21 protein-coding genes and 2 other annotated features are annotated in these 21,524 nt (G+C 41.7%); of the genes, 17 read left to right on the top strand and 4 right to left on the bottom strand.

Annotation, left to right across the window (positions count from 1 at the left end):
• The first annotated feature begins 151 nt into the window (after nt 1-151).
• Nucleotides 152-2,086: a threonine--tRNA ligase gene (thrS, locus tag KR50_RS14175; protein ID WP_041059992.1), complete on the top strand. Its 1,935-nt coding sequence runs from the start codon at nt 152-154 to the stop codon at nt 2,084-2,086.
• Nucleotides 2,087-2,607: 521 nt separating this feature from the next.
• Here thrS and KR50_RS14170 read toward each other — a convergent pair.
• On the bottom strand, nt 2,608-3,078 hold the full coding sequence (locus tag KR50_RS14170) for a YusW family protein (RefSeq protein ID WP_041059989.1): 471 nt from the start codon (nt 3,076-3,078) through the stop codon (nt 2,608-2,610).
• Nucleotides 3,079-3,268: 190 nt separating this feature from the next.
• Nucleotides 3,269-3,409 (top strand) — a sequence feature (ribosomal protein L20 leader region).
• A gap of 79 nt (nt 3,410-3,488) precedes the next feature.
• Here KR50_RS14170 and infC point away from each other — a divergent pair.
• From infC to KR50_RS14150, 4 genes are all read left to right on the top strand, one after another.
• Entirely contained in the window at nt 3,489-4,004 is a 516-nt protein-coding gene (gene infC, locus KR50_RS14165) for a translation initiation factor IF-3 (RefSeq protein ID WP_041060427.1), read from the top strand.
• Nucleotides 4,005-4,026: 22 nt separating this feature from the next.
• Nucleotides 4,027-4,215: a 50S ribosomal protein L35 gene (gene rpmI, locus KR50_RS14160; protein WP_041059986.1), complete on the top strand. Its 189-nt coding sequence runs from the start codon at nt 4,027-4,029 to the stop codon at nt 4,213-4,215.
• A gap of 41 nt (nt 4,216-4,256) precedes the next feature.
• On the top strand, nt 4,257-4,616 hold the full coding sequence (rplT, locus tag KR50_RS14155) for a 50S ribosomal protein L20 (RefSeq protein ID WP_041059983.1): 360 nt from the start codon (nt 4,257-4,259) through the stop codon (nt 4,614-4,616).
• 147 nt (nt 4,617-4,763) lie between these two features.
• Complete coding sequence (locus KR50_RS14150) at nt 4,764-5,042, top strand: DUF1294 domain-containing protein (protein WP_052477129.1); 279 nt, start codon at nt 4,764-4,766, stop codon at nt 5,040-5,042.
• Between the two features lie 23 nt (nt 5,043-5,065).
• Here the strand turns inward: KR50_RS14150 and KR50_RS14145 are convergent, their stop codons facing one another.
• Entirely contained in the window at nt 5,066-5,473 is a 408-nt protein-coding gene (locus KR50_RS14145) for a sigma-w pathway protein ysdB (RefSeq protein ID WP_198134257.1), read from the bottom strand.
• Nucleotides 5,474-5,611: 138 nt separating this feature from the next.
• On the opposite strand from KR50_RS14145, the gene KR50_RS14140 reads away from it, so the two are divergent.
• The 3 genes from KR50_RS14140 to KR50_RS14130 all read left to right on the top strand — a co-directional run bounded on the left by KR50_RS14140 (nt 5,612) and on the right by KR50_RS14130 (nt 7,797).
• On the top strand, nt 5,612-6,097 hold the full coding sequence (locus KR50_RS14140; RefSeq protein ID WP_041059981.1) for a dUTP diphosphatase: 486 nt from the start codon (nt 5,612-5,614) through the stop codon (nt 6,095-6,097).
• A gap of 90 nt (nt 6,098-6,187) precedes the next feature.
• The gene (locus KR50_RS14135) at nt 6,188-7,273 is read left to right on the top strand and encodes a M42 family metallopeptidase (RefSeq protein ID WP_041059978.1); all 1,086 of its coding nucleotides are present in this window, start codon (nt 6,188-6,190) and stop codon (nt 7,271-7,273) included.
• Between the two features lie 65 nt (nt 7,274-7,338).
• Nucleotides 7,339-7,797: a small multi-drug export protein gene (locus KR50_RS14130; protein WP_041059975.1), complete on the top strand. Its 459-nt coding sequence runs from the start codon at nt 7,339-7,341 to the stop codon at nt 7,795-7,797.
• 149 nt (nt 7,798-7,946) lie between these two features.
• On the opposite strand, the gene sspI is transcribed toward KR50_RS14130, so the two are convergent.
• Nucleotides 7,947-8,156: a small acid-soluble spore protein SspI gene (gene sspI, locus KR50_RS14125; protein WP_041059972.1), complete on the bottom strand. Its 210-nt coding sequence runs from the start codon at nt 8,154-8,156 to the stop codon at nt 7,947-7,949.
• Between the two features lie 115 nt (nt 8,157-8,271).
• Here sspI and KR50_RS14120 point away from each other — a divergent pair, with 115 nt between their 5' ends.
• The 3 genes from KR50_RS14120 to pheT all read left to right on the top strand — a co-directional run bounded on the left by KR50_RS14120 (nt 8,272) and on the right by pheT (nt 12,850).
• The gene (locus tag KR50_RS14120; RefSeq protein ID WP_041059969.1) at nt 8,272-9,024 is read left to right on the top strand and encodes a TrmH family RNA methyltransferase; all 753 of its coding nucleotides are present in this window, start codon (nt 8,272-8,274) and stop codon (nt 9,022-9,024) included.
• Between the two features lie 52 nt (nt 9,025-9,076).
• Nucleotides 9,077-9,310: a binding site (T-box leader), on the top strand.
• 62 nt (nt 9,311-9,372) lie between these two features.
• The gene (gene pheS, locus KR50_RS14115) at nt 9,373-10,416 is read left to right on the top strand and encodes a phenylalanine--tRNA ligase subunit alpha (protein WP_041059966.1); all 1,044 of its coding nucleotides are present in this window, start codon (nt 9,373-9,375) and stop codon (nt 10,414-10,416) included.
• Between the two features lie 19 nt (nt 10,417-10,435).
• On the top strand, nt 10,436-12,850 hold the full coding sequence (gene pheT / locus KR50_RS14110) for a phenylalanine--tRNA ligase subunit beta (protein ID WP_041059963.1): 2,415 nt from the start codon (nt 10,436-10,438) through the stop codon (nt 12,848-12,850).
• Nucleotides 12,851-12,955: 105 nt separating this feature from the next.
• Here the strand turns inward: pheT and rnhC are convergent, their stop codons facing one another.
• Nucleotides 12,956-13,885: a ribonuclease HIII gene (gene rnhC / locus KR50_RS14105; RefSeq protein WP_041059959.1), complete on the bottom strand. Its 930-nt coding sequence runs from the start codon at nt 13,883-13,885 to the stop codon at nt 12,956-12,958.
• Nucleotides 13,886-13,995: 110 nt separating this feature from the next.
• Between rnhC and zapA the strand changes: the two genes are divergently transcribed.
• From zapA to KR50_RS14075, 6 genes are all read left to right on the top strand, one after another.
• Nucleotides 13,996-14,271, top strand: coding sequence for a cell division protein ZapA (gene zapA, locus KR50_RS14100; protein ID WP_198134256.1), 276 nt, complete (start codon nt 13,996-13,998; stop codon nt 14,269-14,271).
• A gap of 7 nt (nt 14,272-14,278) precedes the next feature.
• Nucleotides 14,279-14,818 (top strand): CvpA family protein, encoded by a 540-nt coding sequence (locus tag KR50_RS14095; RefSeq protein WP_041059945.1) that lies wholly within the window; start codon nt 14,279-14,281, stop codon nt 14,816-14,818.
• A gap of 107 nt (nt 14,819-14,925) precedes the next feature.
• Nucleotides 14,926-16,638, top strand: coding sequence for a DNA polymerase/3'-5' exonuclease PolX (polX, locus tag KR50_RS14090; RefSeq protein ID WP_041059944.1), 1,713 nt, complete (start codon nt 14,926-14,928; stop codon nt 16,636-16,638).
• A 12-nt stretch (nt 16,639-16,650) separates the two neighbouring features.
• Complete coding sequence (locus tag KR50_RS14085; protein WP_041059943.1) at nt 16,651-19,014, top strand: endonuclease MutS2; 2,364 nt, start codon at nt 16,651-16,653, stop codon at nt 19,012-19,014.
• A gap of 31 nt (nt 19,015-19,045) precedes the next feature.
• On the top strand, nt 19,046-19,453 hold the full coding sequence (locus KR50_RS14080) for a DUF350 domain-containing protein (protein ID WP_041059942.1): 408 nt from the start codon (nt 19,046-19,048) through the stop codon (nt 19,451-19,453).
• Between the two features lie 310 nt (nt 19,454-19,763).
• Nucleotides 19,764-21,458 (top strand): long-chain-fatty-acid--CoA ligase, encoded by a 1,695-nt coding sequence (locus KR50_RS14075; protein ID WP_041059938.1) that lies wholly within the window; start codon nt 19,764-19,766, stop codon nt 21,456-21,458.
• The last annotated feature ends 66 nt before the right edge of the window (nt 21,459-21,524 follow it).

Genomic DNA, 21,524 nt, shown 5'->3' with positions numbered 1-21,524 from the left:
TTAGCTGAACCAGAGATTCTAATTGAACCATTGATTAGAAATAAGGGTGGAACCGCGAGTATGCTTATCAAGCCTCGTCCCTTTCCGGGGATGGGGCTTTTTTGTGTTTAATTCAGCCTATAAAACGGCATAAACTTAAGGAGTGAGAAGAATGTCAGAAATGATTCAGATTACATTTCCTGATGGGAATTCAAAAGAATATCCTAAAGGAACTTCAATCGAAAAAATAGCCTCATCCATTTCGTCGGGATTAAAGAAAAAAGCAGTAGCAGGGAAATTTAACGAATCAGTAATTGATCTGCGCACACCTCTTGCAGAAAGCGGAGCGGTTGAAATCTTAACACCGGACAATGAAGAGTCATTGGAAATTATGCGTCATAGTGCTGCGCATTTGCTTGCTCAGGCAGTAAAACGTCTCTATCCGGATGCAAAGCTTGGGGTTGGACCTGTGATTGAGGGCGGCTTCTACTACGATATTGACACAGAATCTTCCATATCGACAGAAGATCTTCCGCGAATTGAAAAAGAAATGAAGAAGATTATTGGAGACAACATCGATGTAGAACGAGAGGTTGTCAGCAGAGATGAAGCGATTGAGCGTTTTAAGGCGATCGAAGATCCTTATAAGCTTGAACTGATCGATGCCATTCCTTCAGATGAAGATGTAACAATTTATAAACAAAGTGAATTTTTCGATCTATGCAGAGGCATCCATGTACCTTCTACAAAGCATATCAAGGAATTCAAGCTATTAAGTGTGGCGGGAGCTTATTGGAGGGGCAACAGTGACAATAAGATGCTCCAAAGAATTTATGGAACAGCATTCTTTAAAAAAGAAGAGCTTGATCATCACCTGAAAATGATCGAAGAAGCAAAAGAACGAGATCACCGCAAGCTTGGTAAGGAACTTGATTTGTTTACGAGTTCACAATTGGTTGGACAGGGGCTTCCTCTTTGGCTGCCAAAAGGGGCAACAATCCGCCGCACAATTGAACGCTATATTGTCGATAAAGAACTTTCACTGGGTTATGAGCATGTTTACACACCTGTTCTCGGAAGCGCTGATCTGTATAAAACAAGCGGACACTGGGAGCATTATGAAGAAGGCATGTTCCCGCCGATGGAAATGGACAACGAAACATTAGTCCTGCGGCCGATGAACTGCCCTCATCATATGATGGTGTACAAACAGGATATACACAGCTACAGAGAGCTGCCAATACGAATAGCAGAACTAGGCTTAATGCACCGCTATGAAATGTCAGGAGCTCTATCCGGCCTTCAGCGTGTAAGAGCGATGACGTTAAATGATGCTCATATTTTTGCGCGTCCTGACCAGATTAAAGAAGAATTTCAGCGTGTCGTTCGTCTTATAGAAGAAGTGTATAAAGATTTCGGACTGAATGAATATAAATTCCGCTTATCTTATCGTGATCCAAAGGACACAGAAAAATATTTCGATGATGACGCGATGTGGAATAAAGCACAGGCAATGCTTAAAGAAGCCATGGACGAAATGGGTCATGATTATTTCGAAGCAGACGGCGAAGCAGCATTTTACGGTCCGAAGCTTGATGTTCAAGTGAAAACAGCCATCGGTAAAGAAGAAACGCTTTCCACTGTACAACTTGACTTCCTGCTTCCGGAACGTTTTGACTTGAATTATATAGGCGAAGACGGAAAACAGCACCGTCCGGTTGTTATTCACCGCGGCGTTGTCTCAACGATGGAACGGTTTGTTGCTTTCTTAATTGAAGAGCATAAAGGTGCACTTCCTACGTGGCTGTCTCCTGTACAGGTGCAAGTCATCCCTGTGTCGCCGAATATTCACCTGGATTATGCCAAAAAAGTTCAGGACGAACTGCGCTTAAACGGCGCCCGTGTTGAAATAGATCTTCGCGATGAAAAAATGGGCTATAAAATCAGAGAAGCACAAATGAAAAAAATTCCTTACATGCTCGTTGTAGGAGATCAGGAAGCGGAGAAAGAAGAAGTGAATGTAAGAAAATACGGAGAGCAAAATTCTGAAACGATTTCATTTGCGGACTTTACTGCTGCATTGAAGAAAGAAACACATAAATTATAATTCATTTAGACTGAAGGATTTTTTTATAACGGGACCGGTTCATTTCCGTTTCAGGCATACGCTTTCCGCGGGGCGGGAGGTGAGCCTGTTTGATGCTGCCGCATCTTCACATTCTCACCCTTCCCGCTGCATCCCGCAGGAGTCGACGCCTTACACTGCAATGAACCTATCCTTTGTTGTATGATCAAAAGAACATGATTTTCTTGTGAGGAATTCTCATTAATCGCTGGTGCGCAATAAGTTCTATCCTGATTTTACTATGTCCATTCTTATTTTTTTAAAAAAAGGACCAGATCATTTCCATCTTTAGCACAGCAGGATGCGAGTCGTTTAGATGCTGATAAGTCTTCGAACCATTTTTCTACTGCTTTAATAAAAACAGCAGTAAAATGGTTCGTAGAGCAGTTGAAAAGAAAATTGATTCTGCGCAAAACAAAAGAGTGTCATCGTGAATTAGAATCTATTCATGATGACACTCTATATTTTATTAAATGGGTTTTTATCCTTAAAAAAAAAGTCAGTTATTCTTCTACCTGCTCAATTTCTTTTTCAGTTCCATCCTCAAAGGTAATTTCGATTTCAATAGAATCGTATCCATCTTCCACTTCAAAACCTTTGATAACCGACTTGACAATTTCTTCTTCGGAAGTTTCTGCTGTAAAATCAAATTCGCTCAGGACGGGCTCAATTTCGTCGTAAGCATCATCACCTGCAAGAGTAAGTGCATTTCTTTGGTTTTCATAAGCTGCTTCCACACTCTCATCTGCGTCATACGAAACCTCAAAATCATTTTCAGTCCCTTCATAATCAACATCCATTTCAAATTTCAGAAAAGAGATTGTAGGGGCTTCATCCTGTGAGTCCGTTTCAGCAGTTTCATTTTCCTCAATAGAAGGCGCATCTGCCGGTTCCTCAACTGTTTCATCTTCTTGAGCACATGCAGATATGAGTAAGACAGATCCTGCAAGAGTGAGTGGCAATAATTTTTTCATATAAAAACCTCCTAGTGTATTAAATCAACTGTTCGTATTTAATAATAGCCTAATTACATTTTTTTAAACAAAATTAGGTTGCATGTATATAGATTGTCATGGTATGATCAAACATGTTGATTAATCGATAGGGATTGACAAGCACTCATCATTCGGTTACAATCGAAAGAGTGAATTGAATACAAGTTTGTGGTAAAAGAAGAAGCGGCCCGCTTCTCACCTGACTGGCGCAACATGCAGCTGACAGGTAACACGTGATCCTATAAGACATTGTCTGTATAGTAAGCACTGATGCGGGAAACAGCTTAGTTTCCGGCTTTTTTTGTGTGATCATTTACGTGAGAAAGCAGTCGAATAGACACTTTAGCCCAAATTGCGTATTCGCGACATCAATCCGGAGGTGGATTACTATTAGCAAAGATGTATTATTAAACGAAGGTATTCGTGCACGTGAAGTTCGGCTGATCGATCAAAACGGGGAGCAGCTTGGAATTAAATCCAAAAATGAAGCCCTTGAAATCGCAGCTCGTGTAAACCTTGATGTAGTACTAGTTGCACCGAATGCAAAGCCGCCAGTAGCCCGTATCATGGACTACGGTAAGTTTAAGTTCGAGCAGCAAAAGAAAGACAAAGAAGCGCGTAAGAACCAAAAAATCATAAATTTGAAAGAAGTACGTTTAAGTCCTACGATCGAAGAACATGATTTTAATACCAAGCTTCGCAATGCACGCAAGTTCCTTGAAAAAGGAGACAAAGTGAAAGCATCTATTCGCTTCCGCGGCCGTGCGATTACGCACAAGGAAATCGGACAACGTGTACTTGAGCGCTTCGCTGAAGCATGTAAGGACGTTTCCACCGTTGAAACGAAGCCAAAAATGGATGGCCGCAGCATGTTTCTAATGCTTGCACCAACGAACGAAAAGTAACGTTTTAAGGAGGACAATACTCATGCCGAAAATGAAAACTCACCGCGGAACAGCTAAGCGTTTCAAAAAGACTGGTTCTGGAAAGCTTAAGCGTTCACGCGCGTTCACAAGTCACCTTTTCGCTAACAAATCAACGAAGGCTAAACGTAAACTGCGTAAGAGCTCAACGGTTTCAGCTGGCGATTACAAACGCATCAAACACATGATCTAATCAAACTAAAATAGTACAACGATTTATTAGGAGGTTTTAATATGCCACGTGTTAAAGGTGGAATCGTTTCTCGTAAACGTAGAAAAAGAGTTCTTAAACTCGCAAAAGGTTATTATGGTTCAAAACATACTCTTTATAAAGTAGCGAACCAACAAGTAATGAAATCAGGAAACTACGCATTCCGTGACCGTCGTCAAAAGAAGCGTGATTTCCGTAAACTTTGGATTACTCGTATTAATGCAGCTGCCCGCACGAACGGTCTTTCATACAGCCGTTTAATGCACGGACTTAAGCTTGCTGGTATCGAAGTAAACCGTAAAATGCTTGCTGATCTTGCTGTAGCAGACGACAAAGCATTCACTCAGCTTGCTGATGCTGCTAAAAATCAACTAAACAAATAATTTGATTTTTAAGGCTGTCCTTATATAGGGCAGTCTTTTTGAATGCAGAAATATTGGCTCTTGGGATAGCCAATAAGATAAAAATATCTGATATAATAAAGCAGCGTTTATTCTTATGTGACCAATAAATTTTTAAGGAGCCACAATATGCCTGCGATAGATTTTACCATCATCGTTACCATGTACCTGGCGATCATGACGATCATCGGCTTTACTATTATGGGAGCAGATAAAAGCCGGGCGCAGAAAAACGAATACCGAATATCAGAAAACACATTATGGGGAATTTCGATTTTAGGCGGCGCGATCGGTACATTTACCGGCATGAAAAAATTCCGGCATAAAACGAAGCACGCTTCCTTTAAATATGGTCTTCCTGTCCTCGCAACTGCTTATGCAGTAATCTTACTCTTGCTATGGCTATAAAAAAAGAGAAAGAAACGCAAATTTTATCGCGTTTCTTCCTCTTTTTTTGCTTTTATCATTAATTCTTTTATTGGGCTCTTCCAGTCAATTTGAGCCATCGGATAGCTGCTTTTTATGTCTGTTTCAAGAAAAAGAAAATCTTCTACCGTGAAGCCGTGGAGTTTCGATGGATCTTTTGTCCATACAAAAATGGACAGTACTTCAAAGGAGCGGTCTGACTCACCCAGGTACTTTTCACCTTGAAACAGGACGCCTTTATACGTCAGAAAAAAATTCTTGCGGACGTTTTTTGCGTCATCATAAAAATAATATTCTTCTTTATCATGAGCCAATTCAAGTTTCCGTTTAGGATCAAATAAATACTTAATGCCTTTGTATAATAAATAAAGTATAAGAGCTGTAATCACTAAACGAAGAACGATCAATATCATTTTCCGATCCCCCTGCCAAAAGTCAGTCCTTCTTTATATACGATCAAGAGAGAAGAAAGTTTCACTGATTTTTAAACTTTCTGCCGCTTCTTCATTCCGGCTTTTCTGATACACTGTGATAGAAAGGGCGTGTTAAAAATGGAATGGACAAGGCTTTATGACATGCAGCAGCAGCTGGATGCATTTATTGAAAAAGAGAAAAATGTTGAGAATCAAGATTTGTTTACTAAAAAGATCGTAGCGCTGTTTGTTGAAGTTGGAGAACTGGCTAATGAAACGCGCTGCTTTAAATTTTGGAGTGAGAAGGATCCTTCAGACAAAGATGTCATCCTTGAGGAGTATGTTGATGGCATTCATTTTCTGCTCTCTTTAGGAATTGAAAAAGGATTCAGATTTGAGGGATTAAAGCGCAGCGCTGAGCCAACGGACCTGACGGATCAATTTAAAGCATTATATGGCTGTATTCATGAGTTTGCTGTTCAACCTAGCAAGCGGACGTATGAGCGTACCATGGCTGCTTATCTTGACATAGGCCATACGCTTGAATTCACGGAGGAAGAAGTCTTACAGGCGTATCGTGATAAGAATGAAATAAACATACTAAGACAGCAGCAAGGCTATTAAAAAGGGATGAATCTTAACGGGTAAGTTTTGTGAATGTTTAGACGAAATGGTATAATGCTTAATGGACAGAATGATTGGGAGGCTGAAAAAATGGAAAATTTAACTGAGCAATTGCAAATGCTGAAAGATTTAACGGATGCAAAAGGAATCCCCGGTAATGAACGGGAACCTCGTGAAGTCATGAAAAAATACATAGCTCCATTCGCTGATGAAGTCACAACGGACGGTATCGGCAGTTTGATCGCGAAAAAAACCGGTGAACAAGGCGGACCTCGTGTCATGGTGGCAGGTCATCTCGATGAAGTAGGATTTATGATTACGCAAATAGATGATAAAGGCTTTTTGCGTTTTCAAACGGTCGGAGGCTGGTGGTCACAGGTCATGCTGGCACAGCGCGTAACGATCGTGACCAGAAAAGGAGACATTACCGGCGTAATTGGGTCGAAACCGCCGCATATTCTGCCTCCGGAAGCAAGAAAAAAACCGGTGGACATAAAAGATATGTTTATTGATATCGGTGCATCTTCCCGTGAGGAAGCAGTTGAATGGGGAATTACACCCGGTGATATGGTCGTTCCATACTTCGAATTCACTGTTATGAACAATGAAAAAATGCTTCTTGCAAAAGCCTGGGACAACCGTATTGGCTGTGCGATTGCGATCGATGTGCTTAGGGGATTAAAAGATACTAATCATCCGAATGAAGTGTATGGTGTGGGATCAGTACAGGAAGAAGTTGGCCTTCGCGGAGCGAAGACGGCCGCTTCAGTCATTAAACCTGATATTGGAATTGCCGTTGATGTGGGCATCGCCGGGGATACCCCAGGTGTGACTTCCAAAGAAGCCACTTCAAAAATGGGCGAAGGGCCTCAAATAATTTTATATGATGCTTCAATGGTTGGCCATAAGGGGCTGCGCGATTTTGTCACTGCTGTTGCAGATGAGCATGGAATTCCTTATCAGTTTGATGCAATTGCAGGGGGCGGAACAGATGCTGGATCTATCCATCTTGCTGCAAATGGGGCACCATCAATCGCCATCACTGTTGCGTCCCGCTACATTCACTCTCATGCTGCAATGATTCACAAAGATGATTATGAAAATGCAGTGAAATTAATTGTAGAATTAATCAAAAAGTTAGATCGTGACCAAGTAAATACGATTACATTTACTTAATGATGAAACCTGCCTTCACCTCTATCGTAAAAGAAGAGGTGAAGGTTTTTTTAGGGGGGATAAACATGATATTTGCTGAATATGCTTTAATTTTTCTGGCAGCTGCTACACCCTGGCTTGAGATTGCGCTTGTTATACCACTCGGCATTGTTAGAGGCCATTCGCCGATTCTTGTCATGCTGACAGGATTTCTTGGCAATATGCTGACTGTTGTGCTGCTAATTGTGTTATTTGAACAAGTAAAAACGTATTTTGCGAAACGATCTAAAAATGAAAAACCAAAGAAGAATAAGCGGCAGGAAAGAGGCCGGAAAATCTGGAACAAGTATGGTCTGCCGGGGCTGGCTCTTTTGGGGCCAATTTTAATTGGAACTCATATTGCTGCATTTATCGGCATGAGTCTGGGGGCTCAAAAATCGTGGACGCTATTATGGCTGACAATCAGCATTGGGGTATGGTCTCTGGTATTTGGCGTAGGAACGATGCTTGGATTTGATTTCTTTGTACAGGGACAGGAAAATTAAAATGCAGCTGTCCATTTAAGACAGCTGCAGGTGAGAGTACTGAATGAGCAGGGCGTTGATCCCCTCGTTACATGCCTGCCAAATAACTAATGAATCAGCATACGGGCAAAGGGTGCATCAACGTTTAGCTGTCAGTTCATACAGCTTTTTTAATGCTGCAATCCGCCTTCAAGCGTTTCGATCATTGCATCCCGATCTTCTTTTGAACTTTTATTCCAGATAAGCTCAAACAAAACGCCTAAACCAGGAAGCAGATGCTCATCTTGACGCTCGATGGAATCCACAATGGTTGCCTCTAATTCCTGAGGAGAATTATCCTTAACATTATGGATAACCGTTTTTCTGATATTTAAATCCATAGAAATACCTCCTATCATATAGAGTCAATTTATTTTCCCCAAAACCATTCTTTTTTATCCGCAGAAGCTTGGTTATAATAAAGGAATGACTAGTTACAGGAAAGAAGGAATTAAGATGAATTTTCTACACTCACTACAAAACCCGCAAGTAAAAGCTTGGAAAAAGCTGTTAACAAAAAAAGGGCGCGATCAGGCGAATCTTTTTATAGTTGAAGGATTTCATTTAGTTGAGGAAGCATTCAAATCAGGTGCAGTAAAGGAAATTATGATCCGGGAAGGCATCGAAATTCCTCACTGGATGGACGATGAATCGATCACAGTCACCGGATTAACGGATGAAATTTCAAAAGCGATTGCAGAAACTGAACATACTCAAGGGGTTTTTGCAGTTTGCTCTCAGGAATCGAGGGAGTTGACAGATTTTAATGCAGAAAGAATTTTGCTGATTGATGCGGTTCAGGATCCAGGGAATATCGGCACAATGATTCGCACAGCGGATGCTGCCGGAATAGACCTGGTCGTCCTTGGAAAAGGTTCAGCGGACCCATATAATGCTAAGGTTCTTAGATCTGCACAAGGCAGTCATTTTCATCTTTCGATTGTGAAGGAAGACCTCAATCATAGTATTCCCGCTCTAAAGGAAAAAGGAATACCTGTTTACGGAACAGCTTTGCAGAATGCTTCACCGTATCAAAAAGTTAATTCAGGCGGACCCTTCGCCTTGATCATGGGAAATGAAGGAGCGGGGGTTAATGGTGAGCTGCTGCAACTCGCGGATGAGAATTTATATGTTCCAATTTACGGCAAAAGTGAATCGCTGAATGTGGCAGTAGCTGCCGGCATCCTCTTATTTCATTTAAAAGGGTAAGAAAAAGGTTTGAAACAACTGTGAATTAGTTTATACTAATACCATTCAATTAATAATAACATTGACGGAGAAAAGTAAGCAGGCAGATGCATTACAGGGAAAGCGCCCCTTGATTGAAAGGGTACTTATGGTAAAGCTTGTTGAAGTTCACCTCCAGAGTTGACATCGGGACCACATTACGTGTAAAGATGCTCCGGCTGCGAATAGCCGTTATCCAATGAAGAGTGAACAGCTTTTGGCTGTTAACTAGGGTGGTACCACGGAATCCAAGCGCTTCGTCCCTAACCTTTTAGGGGGAGAAGTGCTTTTTTGCGTTCAAAATAAATGGGAAACAAGGAGGAATTCGTGATGGAAGAAAGATTAAAACAGCTGCAGCAGGAAGCAACGGCTAAAGTTGAACAGTCGGTTGATTTAAAACAGCTGAACGATGTGCGCGTTGCCTATTTGGGAAAAAAAGGTCCAATAACAGAAGTATTAAAAGGCATGGGGAAGCTTTCAGCTGAAGAACGTCCAAAAATGGGAGCACTTGCTAATGAAGTGCGGGATGACATTACAAAAGCGATTGAAACAAAACAGCAGCTGCTTGAAACAGCAGAAATTGAAAAAAAACTGACAGAGGAATCGATTGATGTGACGCTGCCCGGCCGGCCGGTTAACAGCGGAACTCATCACCCGCTGACGAGTGTGATTGAAGACATTGAAGATTTATTTCTTTCAATGGGTTATACAGTCGAAGAAGGACCAGAGGTGGAAAAAGACTATTATAACTTCGAAGCCTTAAACCTGCCAAAAGGACACCCGGCACGGGATATGCAGGATTCATTTTATATAACAGAAGATCTTTTACTGCGTACTCATACCTCACCGGTTCAGGCAAGAACGATGGAGCGCCGCGAAGGGAAGGGTCCTGTAAAGATCATTTGCCCTGGAAAGGTTTACCGAAGAGATAATGATGACGCGACTCATTCACATCAATTCATGCAAATTGAGGGTCTTGTCGTAGATGAAAATATTCGCATGAGCGATTTAAAGGGAACACTGAACGTTTTTGCAAAAAGGATGTTTGGTGAAGACCGCGAAATTCGATTGCGCCCAAGCTTCTTCCCGTTTACAGAGCCTTCTGTTGAAATGGATATCTCCTGTAAAATTTGCGGGGGTAAAGGATGCAGCGTCTGCAAAGGAACAGGCTGGATTGAAATTTTAGGTGCAGGAATGGTACACCCTAATGTTCTTGAAATGGCTGGCTTTGATTCGAAAAAGTATACAGGCTTTGCATTTGGAATGGGACCTGAACGAATTGCGATGCTGAAATATGGAATAGATGATATTCGTCATTATTACGCAAATGATCAGCGTTTTCTAACACAATTTGGACAAAAGGAATTTAAGTAATTTAAAAGGAGGGTATGACATGTTTGTTTCTTATAAATGGCTTCAGGATTATGTAGACTTATCGAATGTTTCGCCAGAAGAGCTGGCTGAAAAAATAACCCGATCTGGCATTGAAGTTGAAGGAATAGAAGTGCCTGCAAAAGGCATCGAAAATGTGGTTGTAGGACATGTGCTATCTTGTGAAAAACATCCGGAAGCAGATAAACTCAATATATGCAGTGTGGATGTTGGAGAAGAAGAGCCGGTTCAAATTATATGCGGGGCAGCCAATGTGGGAGAAAATCAAAAAGTGGCTGTAGCAAAGGTTGGTGCGGTTTTACCCGGCAACTTTAAGATAAAAAAAGCAAAGCTCCGAGGAGAAGCATCAAATGGAATGATTTGTTCACTCCAGGAGCTTGGTGTAGAAGGAAAGCTTGTACCTAAGGAGTTTGCTGAAGGGATTTTCAATTTTCCGAGTGAAGCTGTGGTTGGAGAAGATGCGATTGAAGTTTTAGCGCTGAATGATTCGATTCTAGAGCTTGGATTAACACCAAATCGTGCAGATGCTATGAGTATGCTGGGTGTTGCTTATGAAGTGGGAGCCATCCTCGACCGTGAAGTTCATTTACCGGAGCTTGATTACAACAAACACTCGGAACAAGCAGCTGATCGTGTAACCATTGAAGTGGAAGCAAAAGAAGAAAACCCGATTTATCTGGCAAAAGTAATCCAAAACGTAAAAATCGGTCCTTCTCCTCAATGGATGCAAAGCCGTTTAACTGCTGCAGGTATACGTCCGCATAATAATGTCGTGGATATCACGAACTATGTATTGATTGAATACGGACAGCCGCTTCATGCTTTTGACCTTGATCAAGTTAAAACAAATAAAATCGTCGTGCGGCTGGCGAAAGAAAATGAAAAAATCGAAACGCTTGATGATGCAGTAAGAGAGCTTAAGCCTCATCATCTTGTCATTACAAATGGTGAAGAACCTATTGCGATTGCAGGAGTGATGGGCGGCGCAAATAGTGAAGTAACGGAGAAAACGACGACTGTTTTGCTCGAATCAGCTTATTTCGCTCCAGCTTCCGTCCGTCAAACCTCAAAAGACCATGGACTTCGCAGTGAAGCAAGCTCACGCTTTGAAAAAGGAGTGGACCCAAAACGGGTTGAACTCGCTGCAGAGCGTGCTGCTCAACTGCTCTCACTGTATGCAGGTGGAGAGGTTTTAAGCGGCACTGTTGGACTGGATGACATGGATAAATCGGAAAAACAATTGACTATTACACTAGAAAAAATCAACCGGGTACTCGGGATGGAACTGACGGTAGAAGAAGTTCTTGATTTATTCAGAAGACTTCAGATTAAGGCAGAAGCAGATCAGACAACGATCCAAGTATCTGCACCAACTCGCCGCGGGGATCTGCTCATTGAAGAAGATTTAATTGAAGAGGTGGCCCGTCTTTACGGATACGATCATATTCCAATGACTCTTCCTGTGCACGAAACGAAGCCTGGGGGACTTTCAATCCGTCAGCAAAAACGACGCTTAATTCGCCAGGTTTTAGAAGGGGCAGGATTAATGCAGGCTGTTACGTATTCATTAACGAATGATCAAAAAGCAAAGGAATTTGCTCTTGATGTGCGTGAACCGGTTAAATTGATGATGCCGATGAGCGAAGAAAGAAGCAATCTTCGTTTAAGTATTGTGCCGCAGCTGCTTGAAAGTGTCTCCTATAACCTGGCACGTCAGCAGGATCGCATCGCATTTTATGAAACAGGATCTGTCTTTTTGGAGGAAGAACATTCGGACTTGCCTCGTGAAGACGAGCATCTTGCTGGAGCCGTTACAGGTATTTGGCACTCTCATGCCTGGCAGGGAGAAAAAAAACCTGTGGACTTTTATGCAGTTAAAGGAATCCTGGATTTACTCTGGGAACGACTAGGAGTCGCCGAAGCTATTCGTTATGAACAAAGCAAAGAAGAACATCTTCACCCCGGCCGAACAGCCGCCATCTATCTGCGAGACGAAAAAATCGGATACATTGGTCAGGTCCACCCTTCAAAAGAAAAAGAACTTGATCTTAAAGAAACCTATGTCTTTGAAGTGAAGCTTGAATCGGTGTACCGGTATGAAACAGCAGCTCTTCACTATACAGCGATCCCACGCTATCCATCTATTGTCCGGGATATCGCTCTTGTTGTAGAGAGTGAAGTTTTGGGAGGAGACCTTGAACGAATCATTAAAAATGCAGGCGGCAGTCTACTAAAATCTGTGAAGCTGTTTGACCTTTATCAGGGAGAACACATGGAAAAGGGCAAAAAGTCATTGGCTTTTTCTCTCATCTATATGGATCCTGCACGAACACTTACAGATGACGAAGTAGTAAAAGCGCATGAAAAAGTACTGCAGGCAGTTAAAGATCAGGCTGGAGCAGAGCTAAGAGGATAAAAAAGAATAGTAAACAAAAGCCGGCACAGTTTTGTGCCGGCTTTTTTGTATGGTGGTCCATTAACGTATAAAAGGGGCCAGGCCTTTTTTTTGAGTTAATGCGTTCTACAAACGCTGTGCCTTTTGTGTGTTAGAAAAGTGAACTTTTGCAAAATGGTTTAATTTGTTGTGGCCATGTTGTTTAATGAGTTTTGCTGCTGTGAGATCCACTTTCGCGCCGGCACCTTTTGGAAGAGTAAAACCTGCCTCCCTGCTTAAATCATCCATCGCACGCAGGAAAGCATAGCGGGCAATAATGGAGGCCGCAGCGACCGCTAAGTGGATGCTTTCAGCTTTTGTACTAAAATAAACATTTTCTCTCATAATCTCAGGCTGGTTTTTAAGATGACGGTAATAGACATCTCTTTCTGCAAATTGGTCAATTAAGATTCCATCTGGTTTTTCCGGGGCTATTTTCTTCATGACATGCAAAATAGCCTGATTATGCAGCACAGCTTTTATTTTTCCCTGGGTCCATCCTTGAGCCTGGCGCTCATTGTACTTTTCATTAGGCAACGTCAGCAGACTGTAGGGAACGGTCAGAATCAGTTTTTTGGCGATCTCTATAATAGCCGGGTCTTTAAGATGTTTGGAATCTTTGACGCCGTACTCTTTTAAAAGAGCCATTTGACTCCGTTCTACGTAACAGGCTACGACTGTAATGGGTCCGAAATAATCTCCTGTTCCAACTTCATCTGATCCAATCATCGACATAGAGGATATAGAAGAAGGAAGAGGCGGCTTATTTTTTACAGAAGAAGATGCTTTTTTCGATGGAGCGGCAGAGGCCGCTTTACTCATCCACTTAGCTGATTCCTTCTCGCCATCTTTTCCTTGAAAGAGCACTTTTCCAGATTTATAAGCTGTAATAGAATAGGCTGCAGACTTAGCTGCAAAGACAGCCCCAGGGGGAGTAGTATCTTTCAAAATGTGTGAATAATGTTCTTTCATGTTAGTAATTACATCAATTGGCAGCGTCAAGACAGCGTTTGGCATATATAAAACTCCTTCATTTCAATAAACCGGACTATTTTCCGGCTGCTTATTATCTTTTCTTTTCATCTTGAAATGGTACGTGTTATGATAGTGATTAGGATTCTCGAAGAATGGGGGCTTATACGTTGTCTCAGAATGAAAAAAATCGCATAAGCGTTGATATCTATGGACAATCATACTCCATTGTTGGCAGTGAGTCCACGTCTCATATCCGGCTTGTCGCTTCAATGGTTGATGATAAAATGAGAGAGATCAGCAGTAAAAATCCTTCTCTGGATACATCAAAACTTGCTGTTCTAACGGCTGTAAATGCGGTACACGATTATTTAAAGCTTAAAGAAGAAATAGAAGAATTAGAGAGTGAATTAAAAAAGTTAAAGGATTGAATGCTTGATGCTGGATTTGATTTTATTGATTCTACTGATTATGGGGTTTTTAGTAGGACTAAGAAGAGGATTTATTTTGCAGTTTATTCATATGATCGGCTTCTTTATTGCGTTTTACGTTGCCTATGTTTACTACGATGTTCTCGCTCCTAAACTGACGCTTTGGATTCCATATCCGAATTTAGATAGTCAGTCGCAGCTAGGGATGATCGCAGACACCGTGAATTTTGAAGATGCTTACTACCGGATTATTGCATTTGCCATTATATTCTTTGGTGCTAAAATCATAATGCAGCTCATTGGCTCCATGTTTGATTCAGTTTCACAGTTCCCGCTTTTGCGGCCGTTAAATATAGCGGGAGGCGGAGCGCTGGGGTTAATTGAGATTTATATCGTTCTGTTTGTTTTACTTTATATAGCGGCAATGCTGCCAATTAATTCAGTTCAAAGTGCATTGAGCGGCTCCTGGCTTGCTGAATTTGTTTTACAGCAAACACCTATATTTTCTGAGCAAGTAAAAGAATGGTGGCTGGAAACTCGTTCGTAGGCCGGGAAACCTGCTTAATAGGATGCCTGGATCTCCATTTATGGGGCCAGGCTTTTTATTATGAGCAAGAATTTGCTAAGATGAACAGTGAAGCGGAGGGAACGTAAATGAATAAAAAAGATCTAATAAAATTATTGGAGACGATTGCAGTTTATATGGAATTGAAGGGTGAAAACTCCTTTAAGATCAGTGCATTTAGAAAAGCTGCACTTGCAATTGAAACAGATGACCGGAGCCTTTCTCAAATCAGTGATTTCAAAACGCTTAAAGGGGTAGGCAAAGGCACAGCTGCAGTGATTGAGGAATACATAGAGACAGGAGAGTCCAGTGTTCTTGCTTCATTAATGAAAGAAGTTCCTGAAGGACTCGTTCCCTTGCTTAAGCTGCCTGGATTAGGTGGAAAAAAGATTGCAAAACTTTATCAGGAACTGGATGTAAAAAATATAGATGAATTAAAAAAAGCCTGTGAAGAACATCAGGTCCGGGGCCTTGCGGGCTTCGGGGCAAAAACAGAGGAAAAAATACTTGCAGTCATTGGAGAAGTGGGGAAAAGACCAGACCGCCTTCCAATCTCATTTATGCTTCCGATTGCTGAAGAACTCGATAAAATTCTCTCAACCATCTCAGAGGTCGACCGCTTTTCAAGAGCCGGAAGTTTAAGAAGAGCAAGAGAAACGATCAAAGACCTGGACTACATTGTCTCAACTTCGATGCCTGCAGAGGTTAGAGAAAAGCTTGTGGCTATTTCAGGTGTGAAAGAAGTGGTTTCTAACGGCGATACAAAGGTTTCAATTGTTCTCGACCGCGGATGGGATGTATCAGTTGATATCAGACTCGTAAAGGAAGAATCCTTTGCTACTACGCTGCATCATTTTACCGGCTCAAAAGATCATAATGTAAAAATGCGTCAGCTGGCAAAAGTGCGTGGGGAAAAAATCAGCGAGTATGGCGTTGAATCGGTAGAAACCGGTGAAGTGAAGCATTTTTCTACAGAATCTGAATTTTTTGATCACTTCGGGCTGTCTTTCATTCCTCCAGAGGTCAGAGAAGATGGCAGAGAAGTAGAAAAGCATAAAGATTCCGCCGTGTTGATTGAGCGTTCTCAGATAAGAGGGGATCTTCATATGCACACGACCTGGTCTGATGGAGCCTATTCTTTAGAGGAAATGATTGAGGCATGCAGAGCAAAAGGCTATGAATATATGGCCATTACTGATCACTCACATTACTTGAAGGTGGCAAACGGACTTTCTGCTGATCGTCTTGAAAAACAGCTGGAAGAAATTAAGCAGCTGAATAAAAAATACTCAGATATTGAAATTCTTTCAGGTGTAGAAATGGATATCTTACCAGACGGAACACTTGATTATGAAGACGAGCTTTTATCAAAAATGGATATTGTGATCGCTTCCATTCACTCCAGTTTTTCTCAATCAGAGGAAAAGATCATGAAGCGTTTGCAGACGGCTCTTGAAAATCCGCATGTAGACATTATTGCCCATCCTACAGGCAGACTTCTTGGAAAAAGAGAAGGCTATAAAGTAAATGTTGAGGAACTGATTGATATGGCGGCCAAAACACAAACGGCACTAGAGCTCAATGCCAACCCAAACCGGTTCGATTTAAGTGCCGATTATGTAGAACTCGCTCAAGCCAAAGGAGTACAGGTCGTCATCAATACAGATGCTCATGACCGAACTCATCTCGATTTTATGGAATACGGCGTGCAAGTTGGAAGAAAAGGATGGCTGAAACCGGATTCCGTTTTAAATACCCGATCCTGGAAAGACCTGTCCCGATTTTTGAACCGTCATACGTAAGGAGGAACTTCTTTGAACGAAAAAGCATTAAACACATTAGAGTTTACAAAAATAAAACAGCTAGTAAAAGAGTACGCAGCATCCGAACTCGGGACTAAACGAATTAATAAAATGGAACCATCCACTTCATTCGAAGAGGTCGTACAGCTTCAGGATGAAACAGATGAGGCGGCAACAGTTCTCCGGATAAAGGGCGGCATGCCGCTCGGGGGAATATTTGATATCCGTCCTCATGTAAAAAGAACACAAATCGGCGGTTCGCTTAGTCCGTTCGAGCTTGTTAAGATCGCCAGCACGATTCGGGCAAGCAAAACGATCCGGAATTTTATAGAAAAATTGATTGACGATGAGGAGATCAGTCTTCCAATTCTTGAGAATAAAAAAGAAGCAATGGCGGTGCTGACTCATTTAGAGCATCTAATTTATGATGCAATTGATGAGAATGGGGAGATCCTGGATTCAGCCAGTGCAGATCTTCGTTCCATTCGTCAGAAAATCCGATCAAGTGAAAGCAGAATCAGAGAAAAGCTGGAGAGCACCATTCGTTCGAAAAATGCACAGACAATGCTTTCGGACGCTATCATTACCATACGAAATGACCGTTATGTTATACCGGTTAAGCAAGAATACAGAGGTCATTATGGAGGGATTGTGCACGACCAATCTTCATCAGGGCAAACTGTGTTTGTAGAACCTGAAGCGATCGTAAACTTTAATAATCAGCTTCGTGAACAGCGGCTGAAAGAACAGGAAGAAATTGAGCGTATCCTGCTTGAATTAAGTCTAGCCGTCAGCGCAGAAGCCTATGACCTTCTGCTGACTACAGATGTCCTGGGAGATATTGATTTTATGTTTTCAAAAGCCAAGTACGGCAGGTCTATTAAAGCGACAAAGCCTGAAGTAAATGACCGGGGAATCATCCACTTAAATAAAGCAAGGCATCCTCTTTTGCCAATGGAAGAAGCTGTGGCGAATGATATTTTTCTTGGGGAAGATTTTACCGCTATTGTTATTACAGGACCCAATACGGGAGGAAAGACCGTCACATTAAAAACCATTGGATTATGTACACTGATGGCGCAGGCGGGTCTTCCGCTGCCCGTTCTTGACGGCTCTAAAATTGCTGTTTTCGAATCGGTATGGGCAGATATTGGAGACGAGCAGTCCATTGAACAAAGCTTAAGCACGTTCTCTTCTCATATGGTGAATATCGTAAAAATTCTGCAGCAAGCCGACAGCGGCAGTCTTGTTCTGTTCGATGAGCTGGGTGCAGGAACCGATCCCCAGGAAGGTGCAGCACTTGCCATTTCCATATTGGACGAAGTGCATAGCAAAGGGTCACGGGTCGTTGCCACGACTCATTATCCTGAGTTGAAAGCGTATGGCTATAACCGCGACGGTGTTGTCAATGCAAGCGTTGAATTCGATGTAAACACGTTAAGTCCAACATACAGGCTCTTAATTGGAGTACCGGGGCGAAGCAATGCCTTTGATATATCCAAGCGTCTTGGACTTGGAGAACATGTTATTGCGCATGCAAAGACATTCGTAGGCACAGACAGCAAAGCAGTAGAGTCGATGATTGCTTCGCTTGAAACGAGCCGTAAAAGTGCTGAACAGGACTATGAAGACGCGCACGATTATTTAAAAGATGCGCAGAATTTGCATAAAGATATGCAGAAGCAAATGAGCGAATTCTGGGACAAACGGGACGATATGTATGAGAAGGCTCGTCAAAAAGCCAATTCATTGGTTGAACAGGCAAAAAGAGAAGCAGAGGAAGTTCTTTCAGATCTTAGAAAACTTCGTCTTGAAAAAAATGCAGACGTGAAGGAACATGAACTAATCGATGCGAGAAAAAGACTCGAGGAAGCTGCACCTTCTCCTTCTGCTAAAAATAAAAAGACAGCCGCTAAAAAACCATCTTCAAGAGTTCTCGAACCAGGAGATGAAGTACAGGTGCTTACTTTCGGACAGCGCGGGATTTTATTGGACAAGATTTCTGAGAAAGAATGGAGCGTTCAAATCGGGATATTGAAAATGAAAGTGGAAGAAAAAGATCTTGAGTTTAAAAAAGCAGAGAAAAAGGCTGAGCCGAAGCCGCTTGCTACTGTAAAAGGGAAAGAGTACCATGTTGGATTAGAGCTTGATTTACGCGGGGAAAGATTTGAAAATGCCCTTATGAAAGTAGATAAATATATCGATGACGCACTGCTTGCCGGATATCCTAGAGTATCGATTATTCACGGAAAAGGAACCGGTGCACTGAGATCCGGGGTGCAGGAAAAATTAAAAAGTCACCGTTCTGTAAAAAAAGTAAGACTGGGTGAAAGCGGTGAAGGCGGAAGCGGAGTTACCGTAGTGGAATTCAAATGATGATAAATCTGTATTTAAGGAGCTTAGATAGATGGATCACTTCTGGCAGCATCCATTAGTCGAAACGGCGGGATATTACAGCGTTGTAGTCCTTTGTATGATTGTCTTTCTAGCAGTATTTGAGATGGTTACAAAGTACAATAATTGGGATGAAATCAAAAAGGGAAACATTGCTGTTGCAATGGCTACAGGCGGAAAGGTTTTTGGTATTGCAAATATTTTCCGGTATTCCATTGATCAGCATGATACGCTCATTTCAATGATGGGCTGGGGTATTTATGGCTTCGTCCTCCTGCTTATTGCTTATTTTATGTTTGAATTTTTAACACCTCGTTTTAAAGTCGACGAAGAAATCATGAATAACAACAAAGCGGTAGGGTTTATCTCGATGGTGATTTCGGTTGGACTATCGTTTGTGATCGGCGCAAGTATTACGTAGGGGGGACAAGCGTGGAAACATTGGCGAAAATTTTAATTGCCTGCTGTGCAGTATTTATCGTAATTGGAGTCATTTATTTAGCCCTGTAATAATAAATTAAGAGATACAGCTTCTTTAACCTGGGGCAAAACATGGGTCCTGCTGCGGCCTGTGTTTTGCTTATGATGTATTCAGCATTCTTGAAATATATTGTTCAGTAAACTGTGTCTTTTTTCTCATAGTAAAATTGTAACCGCTTTCCTTTTCGATTATAATAAAATAAGAAATGAGAATTTTCTAATATTTTCACTTTATAAAGGGAGGGAATTACATGGGAAATCAGCCTTGGCTGAATCTTTATCCGGATACGATTCCGACGCATATTGATCTGGAACATAAGCCAGTTCATGCTTATTTAACAGAAGCAGCAGAGCGTTATCCGGACAAAAAAGCAGTTCATTTTATGGGGAAAGAATTTACGTACAAGGAAATGCATGAAAGTTCTTTAAAAATGGCGAAGTATCTGCAGGATATTGGGATAGAAAAAGGAGACCGGGTAGCGATTATGCTTCCCAACACACCGGCATCTGTCATCGCCTATTATGGAATTCTGTACGCCGGTGCCGTAGTCGTTCAGACCAACCCGCTTTACACAGAAAGAGAAATTGAATATCAAATGAAGGATTCTGGAGCGAAAGCCATCGTTACATTGGATATCTTGTTCCCTAGAGTTTCAGCCGTATTTAACAGCACAGACCTGAAGCATATGATCATTTCAGGCATTAAAGATTTTCTGCCGTTTCCTAAAAATCTTCTTTATCCATTTATTCAAAAAAAGCAGTACGGCATGACGGTAAAGGTTGAGCATAGCGGCAGCAACCACTTACTGCCGGAAATTCTGAAGATCTCCACACCAGATCCTGTTGAGCACGTATTAGATTTTGAAGAAGATATCGCCATCTTGCAATATACTGGCGGAACAACCGGGCATCCTAAAGGAGTGATGCTCACTCATAAAAATTTAATTGCCAATGCTTCCATGTGTGACGCCTGGCTCTATAAAAATAAAAAAGGGGAAGAAACTATTTTAGGAATCCTGCCGTTCTTCCATGTATATGGCATGACGACTGTTATGATTCTATCTGTCATGCAGGGCTACAAAATGATTCTTTTGCCAAAGTTTGATGTCGATACGGTCCTTAAGACGATTCATAAGCAGCGCCCGACTATTTTCCCTGGAGCCCCGACGATTTATATTGGGATTTTGAATCACCCGGAATTGAGCAAATATGATTTGACAAGTGTTCAATCATGTATAAGCGGCTCTGCTCCCTTGCCGGTTGAGGTGCAGGAAAAGTTCGAATCACTCACTGGAGGAAAACTTGTAGAAGGATATGGTCTGACCGAGTCCTCACCTGTAACGCATTCAAATTTTATCTGGGATCAAAAAAGGATTAAAGGAAGCGTAGGGGTCCCGTGGCCTGATACAGATTCAAAAATCATCTCAATGGAGACGGGTAAACCTCTTCCTGCTGGAGAAATTGGAGAGATTATAGTCAAAGGCCCGCAGGTAATGAAAGGCTATTGGAATCAGCCTGAAGAAACAGCATCCATTTTACGAGACGGCTGGCTTTATACAGGCGACCTTGGGTACATGGATGAAGAAGGATTTTTCTATATTGTTGATCGTAAAAAAGATATGATTATTGCAGGTGGATTTAATATTTATCCTCGTGAGATTGAAGAAGTTATGTATGAGCATCCTGCGATACAGGAAGTGGTTACTGTTGGCGTACCTGATGCATACAGGGGAGAAACAGTGAAGATCTTTGTCGTGTTGAAACAGGGTCAGCAAGCGACTGAAAAAGAATTAGATGAATTTGCCCGTCAGCACCTTGCTTCTTATAAAGTTCCTAGAATATATGAGTTTAGACAAGAACTTCCTAAAACAGCAGTAGGAAAAATTCTTAGAAGAAAACTTGTAGAGGAAGAAAAAGAAAAGCAATCAAACCAGAAGTCAGGTTAGCTTGTACGGGGAAGAGTGAAGAACCCACTCTTTCCAAATTTAAAATAATGGGTTTATACTTGACTA

This window comes from Jeotgalibacillus campisalis (genome assembly GCF_000829515.1).
GTDB classification, from domain to species: Bacteria; Bacillota; Bacilli; order Bacillales; family Jeotgalibacillaceae; genus Jeotgalibacillus; species Jeotgalibacillus campisalis.
The sequence above is the reverse complement of the archived record's forward strand: the minus strand, read 5'-3'. Positions and strand labels throughout refer to the sequence as shown.